This window comes from Kitasatospora sp. NPDC098652, from assembly GCF_044760155.1.
Lineage (GTDB): Bacteria > Actinomycetota > Actinomycetes > Streptomycetales > Streptomycetaceae > Kitasatospora.
Genome location: NZ_JBIWAQ010000008.1, coordinates 276,705 through 291,463 on the forward strand (window position 1 = coordinate 276,705; position 14,759 = coordinate 291,463).

15 protein-coding genes are annotated in these 14,759 nt (G+C 73.7%); 11 read left to right on the plus strand and 4 right to left on the minus strand.

Annotated elements, in window-relative coordinates; genetic code table 11:
• Positions 1-26: 26 nt before the first annotated feature.
• The 8 genes from ACIQWA_RS20060 to ACIQWA_RS20095 all read left to right on the plus strand — a co-directional run bounded on the left by ACIQWA_RS20060 (position 27) and on the right by ACIQWA_RS20095 (position 5,679).
• Positions 27-470 carry a cupin domain-containing protein gene (locus ACIQWA_RS20060; RefSeq protein WP_402484184.1) on the plus strand — a complete coding sequence of 148 codons (444 nt, stop codon included), beginning with the start codon at positions 27-29 and terminating at the stop codon, positions 468-470.
• Positions 467-1,723, plus strand: a complete 1,257-nt coding sequence (locus tag ACIQWA_RS20065; protein ID WP_360237095.1) for a beta-ketoacyl-[acyl-carrier-protein] synthase family protein — start codon at positions 467-469, stop codon at positions 1,721-1,723. The genes ACIQWA_RS20060 and ACIQWA_RS20065 overlap by 4 nt, the downstream gene beginning before the upstream one ends.
• Positions 1,724-1,728: 5 nt before the next feature.
• Entirely contained in the window at positions 1,729-2,970 is a 1,242-nt protein-coding gene (locus ACIQWA_RS20070; protein ID WP_402484186.1) for a ketosynthase chain-length factor, read from the plus strand.
• Between the two features lie 44 nt (positions 2,971-3,014).
• Complete coding sequence (locus ACIQWA_RS20075; protein ID WP_402484188.1) at positions 3,015-3,275, plus strand: acyl carrier protein; 261 nt, start codon at positions 3,015-3,017, stop codon at positions 3,273-3,275.
• A gap of 1 nt (position 3,276) precedes the next feature.
• The gene (locus ACIQWA_RS20080) at positions 3,277-3,732 is read left to right on the plus strand and encodes an SRPBCC family protein (protein ID WP_402484189.1); all 456 of its coding nucleotides are present in this window, start codon (positions 3,277-3,279) and stop codon (positions 3,730-3,732) included.
• The gene (locus ACIQWA_RS20085; RefSeq protein ID WP_223885896.1) at positions 3,729-4,058 is read left to right on the plus strand and encodes a TcmI family type II polyketide cyclase; all 330 of its coding nucleotides are present in this window, start codon (positions 3,729-3,731) and stop codon (positions 4,056-4,058) included. Before ACIQWA_RS20080 ends, ACIQWA_RS20085 begins: the two co-directional genes overlap by 4 nt.
• A 359-nt stretch (positions 4,059-4,417) precedes the next feature.
• Positions 4,418-4,867 (plus strand): hypothetical protein, encoded by a 450-nt coding sequence (locus tag ACIQWA_RS20090; RefSeq protein ID WP_402484190.1) that lies wholly within the window; start codon positions 4,418-4,420, stop codon positions 4,865-4,867.
• Positions 4,868-4,977: 110 nt separating this feature from the next.
• Positions 4,978-5,679, plus strand: a complete 702-nt coding sequence (locus ACIQWA_RS20095; protein ID WP_402484192.1) for a class F sortase — start codon at positions 4,978-4,980, stop codon at positions 5,677-5,679.
• A gap of 63 nt (positions 5,680-5,742) precedes the next feature.
• Here the strand turns inward: ACIQWA_RS20095 and ACIQWA_RS20100 are convergent, their stop codons facing one another.
• Entirely contained in the window at positions 5,743-6,777 is a 1,035-nt protein-coding gene (locus ACIQWA_RS20100; protein WP_360237107.1) for a methyltransferase, read from the minus strand.
• 115 nt (positions 6,778-6,892) lie between these two features.
• Complete coding sequence (locus ACIQWA_RS20105) at positions 6,893-7,972, minus strand: nitrous oxide reductase family maturation protein NosD (RefSeq protein WP_402484195.1); 1,080 nt, start codon at positions 7,970-7,972, stop codon at positions 6,893-6,895.
• 307 nt (positions 7,973-8,279) lie between these two features.
• Here ACIQWA_RS20105 and ACIQWA_RS20110 point away from each other — a divergent pair, with 307 nt between their 5' ends.
• Entirely contained in the window at positions 8,280-9,221 is a 942-nt protein-coding gene (locus ACIQWA_RS20110) for a deoxyribonuclease IV (protein WP_402484197.1), read from the plus strand.
• Positions 9,222-9,417: 196 nt separating this feature from the next.
• Complete coding sequence (locus ACIQWA_RS20115) at positions 9,418-11,508, plus strand: MMPL family transporter (protein ID WP_402484199.1); 2,091 nt, start codon at positions 9,418-9,420, stop codon at positions 11,506-11,508.
• A gap of 120 nt (positions 11,509-11,628) precedes the next feature.
• Here ACIQWA_RS20115 and ACIQWA_RS20120 read toward each other — a convergent pair whose 3' ends face one another.
• A complete protein-coding gene (locus ACIQWA_RS20120; protein ID WP_402484201.1) occupies positions 11,629-11,853 on the minus strand; it encodes a hypothetical protein in 225 nt (74 codons plus the stop codon).
• 402 nt (positions 11,854-12,255) lie between these two features.
• On the opposite strand from ACIQWA_RS20120, the gene ACIQWA_RS20125 reads away from it, so the two are divergent.
• Positions 12,256-13,695, plus strand: coding sequence for an amino acid permease (locus ACIQWA_RS20125; RefSeq protein ID WP_402484298.1), 1,440 nt, complete (start codon positions 12,256-12,258; stop codon positions 13,693-13,695).
• Positions 13,696-13,725: 30 nt separating this feature from the next.
• Here the strand turns inward: ACIQWA_RS20125 and ACIQWA_RS20130 are convergent, their stop codons facing one another.
• A complete protein-coding gene (locus tag ACIQWA_RS20130; RefSeq protein WP_402484300.1) occupies positions 13,726-14,625 on the minus strand; it encodes an SDR family NAD(P)-dependent oxidoreductase in 900 nt (299 codons plus the stop codon).
• Positions 14,626-14,759: the final 134 nt, after the last annotated feature.

Below are 14,759 nucleotides of genomic sequence, written 5' to 3' on the forward strand. Positions count from 1 at the left end.
GCCAGCCCTCCCGGAGGAAAGCCATCATGACCACGCAGTTCCCGCCGATCATCAACGTCGACGACGCCCCGGAGAACCGCCGCCACGGCGCCCTGTTGCGCACCATGCTCACCCCTCCCAGCTGCGGGGCGACCAGCGGCTTCATGGGCCTGGCCATCATCGAGCCCGGGGAACGGATCAACGAGCACTACCACCCGTACTCCGAGGAGTTCGTGTTCGTCGTCTCCGGCGACCTGGAGGTCGACCTGGACGGGGAGACCCGGCCGCTCAAGCCCGACCAGGGCCTGATGATCCCGATCAACATGCGCCACCGCTTCCGCAACGTCGGCGACACCGAGGCCCGGATGGTCTTCCACTGCGGCCCGCTCGCGCCGCGCCCCGACCTGGGCCACGTGAGCACCGAGGAGACCGCCGGCGCCGGGGAGTCCGCCGCCGCCGGCCCCCCGGAACACGCCAAGGTGGCCTCGTGACACGGCGCGTCGCCGTCACGGGGATCGGTGTGGTCGCGCCCGGGGGGATCGGGATCCCCGCGTTCTGGGACCTCCTGACGGCCGGCCGCACCGCCACCCGGGGCATCACGCTCTTCGACCCGGCCGGGTTCCGCTCCCGGATCGCGGCCGAGTGCGACTTCGACCCGGCCGCCCACGGGCTGAGCCCCGAGGAGGTCCAACGGGCCGACCGCTACGTGCAGTTCGCGATGGTCGCGGCCGCCGAAGCGGTCGCCGACGCCGGACTGGACCTGGCCGCCGAGGACCCGTGGCGGATCGCCGTCTCGCTCGGCACCGCCGTCGGCGGCACCACCCGGCTGGAGCACGACTACGCCCTGGTCAGCGCCTCCGGCGCACGCTGGGACGTGGACCACCGGCACGCCGAGCCCCAGCTGCACCGGGCCTTCGCGCCCAGCACCCTGGCCTCCGCGGTGGCCGAGCGGGTCGGCGCGCACGGCCCGGTGCAGACCGTCTCCACCGGCTGCACCTCCGGTCTGGACGCGATCGGCTACGGCTTCCAGGCGGTCGAGGAGGGACGCGCCGACATCTGCGTCGCCGGTGCCTCCGACTCCCCGATCTCGCCGATCACCGTCGCCTGCTTCGACGCCATCAAGGCCACCAGCGAGCGCAACGACGACCCGGAGCACGCCTCCCGCCCCTTCGACGCCCACCGGGACGGCTTCGTCCTCGGCGAGGGCGGCGCCGTCCTGGTGCTGGAGGAGTTGGAGCACGCCCGCCGCCGCGGCGCCCGGATCTACGGCGAGATCGGCGGCTTCGCCACCTTCGGCAACGCCTACCACATGACCGGCCTCACCAAGGAGGGGCTGGAGATGTCCCGGGCGATCGACCACGCGCTCGACCACGCCAAGGTCGACCGCGGCGACGTCGACTACGTCAACGCGCACGGCTCGGGCACCAAGCAGAACGACCGGCACGAGACCGCCGCGGTCAAGCGCTCGCTGGGCAGCCACGCCTTCGAGACGCCGATGAGCTCGATCAAGTCGATGGTCGGCCACTCACTGGGCGCGATCGGCGCGATCGAGGTGGTCGCCTGCACCCTGGCACTGGCCCACGGCGTGGTGCCGCCGACCGCCAACTACGAGACTCCGGACCCGGAGTGCGACCTCGACTACGTGCCGCGCACCGCGCGCGAGCTGCCGCTGAGCCACATCCTCTCGGTCGGCAGCGGATTCGGCGGATTCCAGTCCGCCGTCGTGCTCAACAGAACGGGGTGAGTTCCATGACGTCACGTCAGCAGGGCCGCCGGGCGGTCATCACCGGTCTCGGCGTGGTGGCGCCGAACGGTGTCGGGGCCGACGCCTTCTGGAAGGCCACCAGGCAGGGCGTGAGCGTCCTCGACCGGATATCCCGTGAGGGCTGCACGGAGCTGCCGCTCAAGGTCGCGGGCGAGGTGCGGGACTTCGAGCCGCAGTCGCTGATCGACAGCCGCTACCTCGTGCAGACCGACCGCTTCACCCACTACGCGATGGCCGCCGCCGACCTGGCGGTGGAGGACGCGGGGTTCCGGCCCGACCCCGAACGGCCCTTCGCGGTCGGAGTGGTGACCGCGGCCGGCTCCGGCGGCGGCGAGTTCGGGCAGCGCGAGCTCCAGCAACTCTGGGGCCAGGGACCGCGGTTCGTCGGCCCGTACCAGTCCATCGCCTGGTTCTACGCGGCCAGCACCGGCCAGATCTCGATCCGCGGCGGCTACAAGGGCCCGTGCGGGGTGGTCGCCAGCGACGAGGCCGGTGGCCTGGACGCGCTCGCGCACGCCGCCCGCTCGGTCGAGCGCGGCACCGACGCCGTGGTGGTCGGCGCCGCCGAGGCCCCGCTCGCGCCGTACTCCATGGTCTGCCAGCTCGGCTACCCCGAGCTGAGCCTGGCCGACCGGCCGGACGCCGCCTACCTGCCGTTCACCGCGCGGGCCTGCGGCTTCTCCCCCGCCGAGGGCGGCGCGATGCTGCTGCTGGAGGAGGAGTCGGCGGCCCGCCGGCGCGGCGCCACCGTCCGGGCCCACCTGGCCGGACACGGCGCCACCTTCACCGGGGCCTCCCGCTGGGAGGAGTCCCGGGAGGGACTGGCCGCGGCGATCCGGATCGCACTGGACGAGGCCCGGATCGCGCCCGAGGAGGTCGACGTGGTCTTCGCGGACGCGCTCGGCGTCCCCGCCGCCGACCGGGCCGAGGCCCTGGCGCTGGCCGACGCACTCGGTCCGGCCGCCGAGCGCGTCCCGGTCACCGCCCCCAAGTCCGGCACCGGACGGGCCTACTGCGGCGCCCCGATGCTGGACGTCACGGCCGCCGTGCTCGCCATGGAGGACGGCGTGCTGCCGCCCACCCCCAACGTCACCGAGGTCTGCCACGACCTCGCCCTGGTGACCGACCGCGCCCGCCCGGCCGAACTGCGCACCGCCCTGGTGCTCAGCCGCGGGCTGATGGGCTCCAACTCCGCGCTGGTGCTCCGCCGCGGGGAGCCGACCTGACCCCCGCACCCCCGATCCACTGGACCTCCTTCGAAGGGAACCCCGTGAGCAACACCCTCAGCTATCCCGAACTGGCCGCCCTGCTCCAGGCCCGGGCCGGCGTCACCGTCACCCCGGGCGACCTGGAGCAGCCGGGCGCTCAGTTCGACGACTTCGGCGTCGACTCGCTCGGACTCCTCGGCGTCGTCGGCGAGTTGGAGAACCGGCACAGCCTCAAGGTCACCTCCGGCGCCGAGTCCGCCAAGACCCCGGCCGAGTTCCTGGAGCTGGTCAACACCTCCCTCTCCGCGAAGGCCGGTGCCTGAGATGCCCGGACACACCGACAACGAGATCGTCATCAACGCCCCGCTCGACCTGGTCTGGGAGATGACCAACGACCTGGAGAACTGGCCGGACCTCTTCAGCGAGTACGCCTCGGTCGAGGTGCTGGAGCGCGACGGCGACCGGGTGCAGTTCCGGCTCACCATGCACCCGGACGAGAACGGCCAGGTGTGGAGCTGGGTCTCCGAGCGCACCACCGACCGGTCGTCGCTGGAGGTCAACGCGCGCCGGGTCGAGCCCGGACCGTTCGAGTTCATGGAGATCCGCTGGGAGTACGCCGAGGTCCCGGCCAGCACCCGGATGCGCTGGATCCAGGACTTCGCGATGAAGCCCACCGCGCCGGTCGACGACGACGGCATGGTCAACCACATCAACAAGAACTCCCGGATCCAGATGCAGCTGATCCGCGAGAAGGTCGAGAAGCGGGCGGCGGAGCAGTGACCGGCACCCACCGCGCACTGATCGTGGCGCGGATGAAGCCCGAGGCCGCCCCGGACATCGCCGAGGTGTTCGCCGACTCCGACCGCGGCGAGCTGCCGCACCTGATCGGCGTCACCGGGCGCAGCCTCTTCCAGTTCGGCGACGTCTACCTGCACCTGATCGAGGCCGACCGCCCGCCGGGCCCGGCCGTCGCCAAGGTCCTCGGCCACCCGGAGTTCCGGACCGTCAGCGACCGCCTGACCGCCTTCGTCCAGGCCTACGACCCGGCCACCTGGCGCGAGCCGAAGGACGCCATGGCGCGCGAGTTCTACCGCTGGGACCGCTGAGCCGCGTCCCCGCTCCGTTCTGGGCCCGCCCCCGGCACCGCGCCGGGGGCGGGCCCATGCGCGCATCGGGGGCGGGCCCATGCGCGCATCGGGGGCGGGCCCATGCGCGCGCCGGGGACGGGCCCGTGCGCGCGGCCCCTACCACCCCGTCCCGAATCCGAATCACCCGGATCGCCGGGCCACCCGGGTGAACACGCCCCGGACTCCACCCGAAGAGCGCACTCTCCGTGCCCGCGCTGCCACGCTCGGGTGGCAGGCCGCCCCACCGTGGTTGACGGTGGATCAGGCGCCACTTGTTCGCGAGTCCCCTGACCGGCACCGTGCCGGCGGTCGCGACCCGCGCCGAAAGGATCATCCTCATGCGTTCTGCACGCACGCTGCTCGCCGGAGCGGCCGTCGCCGCCGTCCTCACCGTCGGTACCCCGATGGCCTTCGCCGACGGCTCCTCCTCGGACCAGGGCAAGAACCTCACCTGGCAGGAGAAGCAGCCCGAGAAGGGCGGCTCCGACAGCTCGAAGGGTTACGACGACAAGAAGTCCGGCGGCTCCTCCGAGGAGCACAAGGGCTCCAGCGAGCACAAGGGCTCCGACAGCAAGGGCTCCGACGAGCACAAGGGCTACGAGGGCAAGGGCTCCGAGGGCCGGGAGGAGGAGCACACCCCGCACGGCGGCGTGCACACCGGCGGCGGCGGCCTGGCCCTGTCCGGCGGCGGCCTCGCCTCCGGCGCGGTGCTGCTGCTCGGCGGTCTCGGGGCCGGCGCGTTCGCGCTGCGCCGCGGCCGTCGCACCTCCGGCGCCGCAGCCGTCTGACGTCCGCCACCGCCGCCTCTGGGCGCTCCCCCTTCCCGGGCGGGGCGCACGGGGGCGGCGGACCGTTGCGGAACAGGCTCCCGACGAAGGACTTCGAGCGGAGGACAGGAATGACCGGCGGTCCCGGGTACGGAATGCCCCGGCTGCTGCGCGGCGGGATGGGCGCGGCAGCGGTCGGCCTGCTGCTGATCTACAACTCGGTGGACACCGGGCCCGGCGAGGGCCAGGCGGCCGGCCAGGCCGCTCCCCCGGCCGCGGCCGCCCCCGCCGTCCCCGGCCCGGCGGCGGCCACCAACGGCGCCACGGCACCGCCCACCGCAGCAGGCGCGCCGGGCGCACCGGCGCTCAAGCGGTCCAAGCCGACCCGGCTGCGGATCCCGCAGATCGCCGTCGACGCCCCGTTCACGGAGCTCACCCTGGGCCCGGCCGGACAGCTCAACGCGCCCCCGCCGGACGACAAGAACCTGGTCGGCTGGTACCGCGACGGCGTCACCCCGGGCGAGCGCGGCAGCTCGGTCGTCGCCGGCCACGTCGACACCACCAAGGGCCCGGCGGTCTTCCTGCTGCTGAGCCTGCTGCTGCCCGGCAACAAGGTCGAGGTGAGCCGCGCCGACGGCACCGTCGCCGTCTTCTCGGTCGACAACGTGGAGACCTTCGCCAAGAACGCCTTCCCCGACCAGAAGGTCTACGGCAAGACCCCGGACGCCCAGCTCCGGCTGATCACCTGCGGCGGCACCTACGACAAGAAGCGCCGGGACTACCTGGACAACGTGGTGGTCTTCGCCCACCTGGAGTCCTCCCACAAGGCCTGAACACCCCGACGGCCGCTGCTCCCCCGGGTCGGGGAGCAGCGGCCGTCGGGCGTCTACGGGGGGTCAGCCGCGGACGGTGGACTCGAAGGCGTGGAGGTAGGGGTTGACGGGGCGGACGGCGGCGACGTCGAGGCCGGCCTCCTCCATGAGGTGGACCATGCTCTCCTCGGAGTGCTTGGCGCCGCCGACGTTGAGCATCAGCATCAGGTCCATCGCGGTGGTGAAGCGCATCGAGGGGCTGTTGTCGACGAGGTTCTCGACCACCACGACCCGGGCGCCGGGGCGGGCCACGGCGACCACGTTGGCGAGGGTGCGGCGGGTGCTGTCGTCGTCCCACTCCAGGATGTTCTTGATGATGTAGAGGTCGGCGCGCACCGGGATCTCCACCCGGCAGTCGCCGGGGACGAGGCGGGCGCGGGCCGAGAAGGCGCCGCCGTCCTGGAGGCGGGGGTCGGCGCCGGCGACCACCTTGGGCAGGTCGAGCAGGGTGCCGTGGAGGGCCGGGTGCTTCTCCAGCAGGCTGGCGAGGACGTGGCCCTGGCCGCCGCCGATGTCGGCGACCGAGTCGATGCCGGTGAGGTCCAGGTAGTCGGCGAAGTCCCGGGCGGACTGCCGGCTGGAGGTGGTCATCGCCTTGTCGAAGACCTTCGCCGAGTCACCGGCGTCGCTGTGCAGGTAGTCGAAGAACTCCTTGCCGAACAGCTCGGGGAACACGTTGCGGCCGGAGCGCACCGCCTCGTCGAGCTTCGGCCAGGCCTCCCACGTCCACGGCTCGGTGCACCAGAGGGCGATGTGGCGCAGGGAGTTGGGGGCGTCGTCGCGCAGCAGACGGGACATCTCGGTGTGCTCGAAGCGGTCGTCGCCGGTCTCCGCGAAGATCCCGTAGCAGGTGAGCGCGCGCAGCAGGCGGCGCAGCTGGCGGGGTTCGGTGTCCAGCTGCGCGGCGAGCTCGGTGACGGCGGTCGGGGTGTCGCCGAGCACGTCGGCGACACCGAGCCGGGCGGCGGCGCGGACGGCGGCGGCGCAGGCGGCGCCGAAGACGAGTTCGCGCAGGCGCATCGCGGGCTGGGGGGTGGGGTTGACGGGGGCGGTGGTCATGGGCTGGTCCTTGTCGGTCGGGGGCTCGGCGGGGCGTCGGGCGCGGGTCGGCGGGGCGCGGCTTGGCGGGGCGCGGGTCGGCGGGGCGCGGGTCGGCGGGGCGTCGACGGGCGGGTCAGCAGCGGCCGGACGGCTGGGAGACCGCGCAGGTGTTGCGGGTGAAGGAGTTGTCAGTGCCGGTGTCCCGGTCGGCGAGGTCGGCCGGGCCGTTGCCGCTCAGCCGGTTGTCGGCCACGGTGGCCCGGGTGTTGGGGATGCCGACGGCGCTCTTGACCAGGACGATGCCACCGGAGAAGTCGGTGGATCCGACGTTGTCGCGGACCTCGTTGTCGGTCACCCGGGTGTCCTCGGTGCCGGTGAGCACGATGCCCGCGCCCTGGATGGCGCCGAGGCGCGGATTGGCCGGGCAGAACCGGTTGTTGGCGACCACCCGGTTCCGCCGGACGTCGAGGTCCCCGGCGCGGGGCACGCCCTCGTCGCCGACCACGAAGACGCCGCTGCAGTTGCCGCTGATCTCGTTGCCCTGGACGGTGAGCACGCGCAGCCGGCGCACGGTGACGCCGACCCGGTTCCCGGTGAGCACGTTGCCGTCGACGAGGGTGCCCCCGGTGTCCGGCGCGCCGCCCTCGCGGTAGGCGTAGTTGGCGAGGAAGACGCCGGACTGGCCGTTGTCGACGGAGCGGTTGCCCACGATGGTGGCCTTGGTGGACATCTCCTGGCTGATGCCCTGCTGGGCGTTGTCGTGGACGTAGGTGGCGCGGACGGTCAGGCCGGTGGTGCCGCTGGCGTCGATGCCGTTCTTGCGGAAGCCGGTGACGGCGAGGGCCTCGACGGTGACCCCGGGCAGCGGGGCCCGTTCGGTGCCGACCACGCAGACGCCGTGCCCGGCGGTGGCGCAGGCGTTCTCGGTGCCGTCCCCGGGGGTGATCTCGGTGGCCGCTCCGGCGCCGCGCAGGGTGAGGCCGGGGGTGGTGATGCGGACGCTGCCGCGGTAGCTGCCGGGCAGCACCTGGACGGTGTCGCCGGGGGCGGCGGCGTCGACGGCCCGCTGGATCGACTCTCCGGGGTGGACGAGGTGGAGGGCCCCGCCGGCGGCGCGGGCCGCGGGGGCGGCGGCCAGGGCGGCGAGAGCGGTGGTCAGGGCGGTGGCGGCGGCGGTGGCCGCGGCGAGGTGGTGGACCCGGCGCGTGGGCATCAGTGGTGACCTGTCTTTCGGCGCGCGCGCCGTGGGACGGTGGGCGCGCTGGTCGGCTGCGGGAGGGCTGAGGGGACGGTCCGACCCGGCGTGTGCGGGTGGTGACGTTCGGTGAGTACGGCCGAGTCGACGGTACGGTCGCCCCCGGGGGCCCGCCACCAGGGCTGGGCTGCCGGACTGACGGGCCGTCGGCCATTGGGGCGGGTCCGACCGTTCCCGCCGGGCGCGCCCCGGCGAGTCGTGCGCACCCGGCGCGGGGACGGGCCCGCGCGCCGTCGCCACCCGGGCCCGTGACATCCTCGGGGGCATGAGCACCGCGACCGGACCGACCCCCGCCGCCCGCCGGAACCCGATCGGCGCCCACGTCCCGGTGGCCGGCCGGGGCCTGGCCGGGACGGGCCTGGCGTACGCGAGCCGGGTCGGGGCCGAGACGGTGCAGGTGTTCGTGGCCAACCCGCGCGGCTGGGCCACGCCCGCGGGCAACCCGGCCCAGGACGAGGAGTTCCGTACGGCCTGCGCCGAGCAGGGCATCCCGGCCTGGGTGCACGCGCCGTACCTGATCAACTTCGGCTCGGACAACCCGGCCACCCGGGAGCGCTCGGCCGACTCGCTGCGGCACTCGCTGCACCGCGGCCACTCGATCGGCGCGCTCGGCGTCGTGCTGCACACCGGCTCGGCGGTCGGCACCGCGCCCGGCGGCGGCTCGCGCCGGGCCGAGGCGATGGCGCAGGTGCGCGCCGACGTCCGGCCGCTGCTGGACGAACTGGACGCGCTCGGCGACGACGCGCCCTGGCTGCTGCTGGAGCCGACCGCCGGCCAGGGCAGCTCGCTCTGCTCACGGCTGGAGCAGCTGGCCGAGTACGTGGAGGCGCTGGACGGGCACCCCAAGGTCGGCGTCTGCCTGGACACCTGCCACGCCTTCGCCGCCGGGCACGACCTGGCCGCCCCCGGCGGGGTGACGGCCGCGCTGGACTCGCTGGCCTCGGCCGCCGGTCCCGGCCGGCTGCGGCTGATCCACGCCAACGACTCGGAGGACGTGGTCGGCGCCCGCAAGGACCGGCACGCCAACATCGGCGCCGGGATGATCGGCGCGGAGCCGTTCCGCGAGCTGTTCGAGCACCCGGAGACGGCCGGGGTGCCCCTGCTGGTGGAGACCCCGGACCGCAAGCACGGCGGGGACGGCACCGGGCACGCAATGGACATCGCGGTGCTGCGGGAGCTGCGCGAGCGGGCGGCCGTGCCCGTCTGACCGTCCCGGTCCTGACCGCCCCGTCTGACCGTCCCGGTCCTGACCGTGCCCGTCCTGACCGTGCCCGTCGTGGCGGCCCGCGTCCGAGGGTCCCCGTCCGGCCGTCGACCGCCGGAGCTGCCGGTCGGGCGGGGCGGTGGCAGGCTGGAACGGTTCACGCCACCTGCACGATCCATCGCCACCTGGGGGTGGGCGGATGTCCACGACTCGGAAGCTGGCCGCGCTGCCCTGCGGGCGCCGGGGCAAGTGGGTGGTGCTGGCCCTGTGGCTGGTGCTGCTGATCGTGCTGGGCCCGTCGGCCGGGAAGCTGATGGGCGCCGAGGACAACCAGGCGTCCAGTTGGCTGCCGGGCAGCGCCGAGTCCACCCAGGTGCTGAACGAGCAGCGGGCCTTCCAGCCGGTGGACACCGCCCAGGCCGTCGTCGTCTACCAGCGGACCACCGGCATCACCCCCGCCGACCGGGCCGAGGCCGCCCGGCAGGCCGTCGGGTTCGCCGCCGTCCCGCACGTGGTCGGGCCGGTGATCGGCCCGGTGGTGTCCGCCGACGGGCAGGCGATGCAGACCATTGTGCCGATCGACGTCGGCACCAACGGCTGGAACGACCTCAAGCCCGCCGTGGACACCCTGCGGCGGACCGCGGCCGCCGACAGCCCCGGCCTGACCACCCATGTCACCGGCCCCGGCGGGATCGCCGCCGACCAGGCCAAGGCCTTCGCGGGCATCGACGGCTCGCTGCTCGCCGCCACCGTCGGCGTGGTGATCGTCCTACTGCTGCTCACCTACCGCAGCCCGGTGCTGTGGCTGCTGCCGCTGCTCTCCGCCGCCGGTGCGCTGACCGTCGCCCAGGCCTTCGTCTACCTGCTGGCGAAGCACGCCGGGCTGACCGTCAACGCGCAGAGCGCCGGGATCCTGATCGTCCTGGTGCTGGGCGCCGGCACCGACTACGCCCTGCTGCTCACCGCCCGCTACCGGGAGGAGCTGCGCCGGCACCAGGACCGGCACGAGGCGATGGCGTACGCCCTGCACCGGGCCGGGCCCGCCGTGCTGGCCTCCTCGGCGACCGTGGTCGCCTCGATGCTGTGCCTGCTGATCGCCCGGATGAACTCCACCCGCGGCCTCGGCCCGGTCCTGGCGATCGGTGTCGTGGTCGCCCTGGCCGCGATGCTGACCCTGTTGCCCGCGCTGCTGGTGATCGTCGGCCGCTGGGTGTTCTGGCCGGTCAGCCCGGCCTACGGCACCCCGGAGCCGACCCGGACCGGCCGCTGGGCGCACGTCGGCGCCTGGATCGGACGGCGGCCGCGCAAGGTGTGGGTCGGGACGGCGCTGGCGCTCGCGGCCTGCTGCGTGGGGCTGGTCTCGCTGAACGCCAACGGGCTCGGCACGGCCGCCTCCTTCACCGGCAAGCCGGACTCGGTGGTCGGCCAGCAGGTGCTGGAGCAGCACTTCCCGGGCGGGACGGGCGCCCCGCTCACCGTGGTCTCCGCCGCGGCCGGCGCCCCGGCCGTACGGGCCGCCGCGCAGTCCACCGCCGGGGTCGTGGACACCTCGCCACCGGTGGTGCGGGACGGGCGGGCACTGTTCCGGGCCACCCTGGCCGACCCGCCGGACAGCCCGGCCGCCAAGGCCACCGTCGACCGGGTGCGCGCCGCCGTGCACGCCGTACCGGGGGCGGACGCCAAGGTCGGCGGGAACACCGCCGTCGTCCTGGACGCCGGGCGGGCCGCCGGGGACGACAACCGGGCGATCATCCCGCTGGTGCTCGGCGTGGTGCTGCTGGTCCTGGCCGTGCTGCTGCGGGCCGTCACCGCGCCGCTGGTGCTGATCGCGACCGTGGTGCTGTCGTACGCGGCGGCGCTCGGGATCAGCGCGCTGTTCTTCGCGCACGTCTTCCACTTCCAGGGTGAGGACAACGCGTTCCCGCTGTTCGTCTTCGTCTTCCTGGTCGCGCTGGGGATCGACTACAACATCTTCCTGATGACCCGGGTGCGGGAGGAGTCCGCCCGGCACGGCACCCGGCAGGGCGCGCTGATCGGGCTGTCCGCGACCGGCGGGGTGATCACCTCGGCCGGGCTGATCCTGGCCGGCACCTTCGCGGTGCTCGGGACGCTGCCGGTGGTGGGGCTGGCCGAGATCGGGTTCGCGGTGGCGCTGGGGGTGCTGCTGGACACCCTGGTGGTGCGCTCGGTGCTGGTCACCGCGCTGACCATGGACCTGGACCGGCACCTATGGTGGCCGGGGCGGCTGTCCCGCGCGCCGGCTCCGCCCGCGGTGTCCGGACGGCCGTGAGCTCGATCTCCGGACGGCCGTGGGCCCGGGGACCGGACGGCCGTGGGCCTGGCGCCCGGACGGCCGTGAGCCCGGGGACCGCTGTGGGCGGTCCCCGGGCTCAGCTGCGGATCAGCCGGATCAGCAGTCGCCGATGCAGGCGTCCTCCATGTGCGAGTGGGCGTTCAGCCAGCTGGCGTGCGGGCCGAAGAGGCCGACACCGGCCGAGCCCGACTCCAGGCTCGCGCTGGACGAGGAGTCCGACGCGTGCCACGCCGCCATCGCCGGAGCCGGCGCGGCGAGGGCGGCAGCGCCCGTCACGACGGTGATCACGGCGAACTTGCGGATGTTCCCACGAAGCGACATCTGATGTCCTCTTGGTTGGTCTCTGGTCGTCAACCCACGCCCCCGAACGGCCAGTTCGAGCCGGTCCGACGGGCCGGGCGGCGCTCCACCGGGGAGGCGCCGGGCCAAGGTTGGCACACGAACCCGCAGGCGGCGCGCGCGCCGCAACCGCGCTGAGGCATTCGGGTGACACATCTCCCCCGGCCGGACGAACGCGGTCGTACGCCCGCGTTCCGGGTCGAACGCCCTCGCGGGGCGCACCGGACGAGTGCCGGTCCGGCGGGCGTACGACCGCAAGTCTTGCGGTGTTCCGCCGGGCGAAATGAACAAATCCCGTCGATTTGGTGCGAGGTGCCGCCCGGTCCGAGCATGAACGGTCGCTCCACCGAGCGCAGGCAGGACCACGAAAGGCGCACCACCCTCATGCAGACCAGCCCCGCCGCAACCCGGCAGGCGACCCCGCAGACGACCCGGCAGACGACGTCACCGAGCAGCCCGGAGCCCCCGGACCACGTCGATGCGGGACCGTCGAAGAACGGCCGCTTCGGGCTGCCCGTCGCCACCGCCCTGGTGATGGGCAACATCATCGGCGGCGGCATCTTCATGATCCCGGCCGCCGTGGCGCCCTTCGGGACGGTCAGCCTGCTCGCCTTCGCCGTCATCACCGTGGGCTCGATCGCGCTGGCGCTGGTCTTCGGGCAGCTGGCCCGCCGCAACCCGCGCACCGGCGGGCCGTACGTCTACGCCCGCGAGGCCTTCGGCGACTTCGCCGGCTTCCTGTCGGCGTGGTCGTACTGGATCACCGCCGTGGTCAGCAACGCCGCGCTCGCCGTGGCCGCCGTCGGCTACCTGGACGTCCTGCTGCCGATCCACCACGACGTCGCGCTGGAGATCACCGCCGCGCTGGCGCTGCAGTGGCTGCCCGCACTGGCCAACCTGGCCGGCACCCGGTACGTCGGGGCGGTCCAACTCGTCTCCACCGTACTGAAGTTCATCCCGCTGCTGCTGATCTCGGTGGGTGGACTGTTCTTCTTCGACCCGAAGAACGTCGGGCCCTTCGAGGCCAGCGGCCAGGGCTGGATGGGCGGTATGACGGCCGCCGCGGCGATCCTGATGTTCAGCTACGTCGGCGTCGAGTCGGCCGCGATGAGCGCCGGCCAGGTCCGCGACCCGGAGCGCAACGTCGGCCGGGCCAGCGTGCTCGGCACCAGCGGCGCCGCGGTGGTCTACCTGCTGGGCACCCTCGCGGTGTTCGGCACCGTCGCGCACCGGCAACTGGTCGACTCCAGCGCGCCGTTCTCGGACGCCGTGAACGCCATGTTCGGCGGCACCTGGGGCGGCACGGTGATCGCCGTCGCCGCGCTGGTCTCGATGACCGGCGCACTCAACGGCTGGACCCTGCTGGCCGCCCAGGCGCCGTACGCGGCCGCCGGGGACGGCCTGTTCCCGGCCGCCTTCGGCAAGGAGAAGCGCGGCGTGCCGACCTTCGGCGTGCTGGTCAGCGTGGCGCTCGCCTCGGTGCTGACCGTGGTCAACTTCGCCAGCGGCGCCAAGGGCGCGTTCGACGTACTGGTCCTGATCACCACCTTCACCGCCGTGGTGCCCTACCTGCTGTCCACCGCCGCCCAGTTGTACTGGCTGGTCCGCGGCGCCACCGACAAGGTCGACGGCACCCGCCTGGTCCGCGACGCGGTGCTCGGCCTCGGCGCCTTCGCCTTCTCGATCTGGCTGCTGGCCGGGGCCGGCTACGCCGCCGTCTACCAGGGCGTGTTGTTCCTGTTCGCCGGCATCCTGGTCTACGTCTGGCTGGCCGGCCGCCGCCACCGCCAGGAGCAGGGGCAGGGGCAGGGGCAGGTGAACTGACCGCCGACGTCGGGGTTCACCGCTCGGGGTTCACCGCTCGGAATCGGGCGGGAAGGCGACCGGGTAGGGCTCCGCGAAGTCGGCCGAGCGGGAGACCTCACGCCACCTGGTGTCCTGCTCCAGGAGCCGGCGGTCCTGCGCGATCGAGGCCTCGACCGCGTTCACCCCGAGGGGCAGATGATCGGGGACGTCGCGGCGCCTGGCCATCCGCACCAGGATCCCGGCGGCCCGGTCCGGGTCCCCGGCCGCGCCGTCGCCACCCTGCCGCAGCCGCTCGTTGATCGCGCCGACCGTCTCCGCGTAGGCCTCCGGGACGTCGTGGACGACCATCGAGGAGCCGGCCCAGTCGGTCCGGAAGCCGCTGGGCTCGACGACCAGCACCTTGACGCCGAACGGCGCGAGCTCGGCCCGCAGGACGCGGCTGAACCCGTCGATGGCGAACTTCGCCGCCTGGTACGAGGCGATGCCCGGCGAACCCCCGACCCGGCCGCCCACCGAGGAGAACTGCATCACCAGGCCGCCCTTCTGCTCGCGCAGCAACGGCAGCGCGGCCTTGGTGACGTGGTAGACGCCCCAGAAGTTGGTCTCGAACTGGGCCCGGAAGTCGGCGTCCTCGGTGGTCTCGATCGGCGAGACGTTGGCGTACCCGGCGTTGTTGACCAGTACGTCGATCCGGCCGAAGGCGGCCCGCGCCTGCGCGACGGCCGCCCGGGCCGCCGCCGGATCGGTCACGTCGAGCGCCACCGGGCGCACGCGCTCGCCGAACTCCTCGACGAGGTCGGCCAGCTGCTCCGGCCGTCGGGCCGTCGCGGCCACCAGGTCGCCGGCCGCCAGCGCCGCGCGCACCAGGCTCCGGCCGAAGCCGCGCGAGCTGCCGGTGATGAACCAGACCTGCTCCTTGCCGTGCTCCACGGTCTCCGTGCTCTCCATGTGGGTCATCTCGCTCATGTCGCTCATGTCGCTCATCTCGCCCTCCGTCGCGTTCCGCTCCGTGCCATTAGTAGAACACCGTTGCGTTAATAGTGCAACGCTGTTGCGGTATTACGGCAACAGTGTTGCTCTAC

What these genes read in the sequence shown, in the direction of transcription:
- ACIQWA_RS20060 (WP_402484184.1), top strand. Translation starts at nt 27, where the DNA reads ATGACCACGCAGTTCCCGCCGATCATCAACGTCGACGACGCCCCGGAG.
- ACIQWA_RS20070 (WP_402484186.1), top strand. Translation starts at nt 1,729, where the DNA reads ATGACGTCACGTCAGCAGGGCCGCCGGGCGGTCATCACCGGTCTCGGC.
- ACIQWA_RS20080 (WP_402484189.1), top strand. Translation starts at nt 3,277, where the DNA reads ATGCCCGGACACACCGACAACGAGATCGTCATCAACGCCCCGCTCGAC.
- ACIQWA_RS20090 (WP_402484190.1), top strand. Translation starts at nt 4,418, where the DNA reads ATGCGTTCTGCACGCACGCTGCTCGCCGGAGCGGCCGTCGCCGCCGTC.
- ACIQWA_RS20095 (WP_402484192.1), top strand. Translation starts at nt 4,978, where the DNA reads ATGACCGGCGGTCCCGGGTACGGAATGCCCCGGCTGCTGCGCGGCGGG.
- ACIQWA_RS20100 (WP_360237107.1), bottom strand. Translation starts at nt 6,777, where the DNA reads ATGACCACCGCCCCCGTCAACCCCACCCCCCAGCCCGCGATGCGCCTG.
- ACIQWA_RS20105 (WP_402484195.1), bottom strand. Translation starts at nt 7,972, where the DNA reads ATGCCCACGCGCCGGGTCCACCACCTCGCCGCGGCCACCGCCGCCGCC.
- ACIQWA_RS20110 (WP_402484197.1), top strand. Translation starts at nt 8,280, where the DNA reads ATGAGCACCGCGACCGGACCGACCCCCGCCGCCCGCCGGAACCCGATC.
- ACIQWA_RS20115 (WP_402484199.1), top strand. Translation starts at nt 9,418, where the DNA reads ATGTCCACGACTCGGAAGCTGGCCGCGCTGCCCTGCGGGCGCCGGGGC.
- ACIQWA_RS20120 (WP_402484201.1), bottom strand. Translation starts at nt 11,853, where the DNA reads ATGTCGCTTCGTGGGAACATCCGCAAGTTCGCCGTGATCACCGTCGTG.
- ACIQWA_RS20125 (WP_402484298.1), top strand. Translation starts at nt 12,256, where the DNA reads ATGCAGACCAGCCCCGCCGCAACCCGGCAGGCGACCCCGCAGACGACC.
- ACIQWA_RS20130 (WP_402484300.1), bottom strand. Translation starts at nt 14,625, where the DNA reads ATGGAGAGCACGGAGACCGTGGAGCACGGCAAGGAGCAGGTCTGGTTC.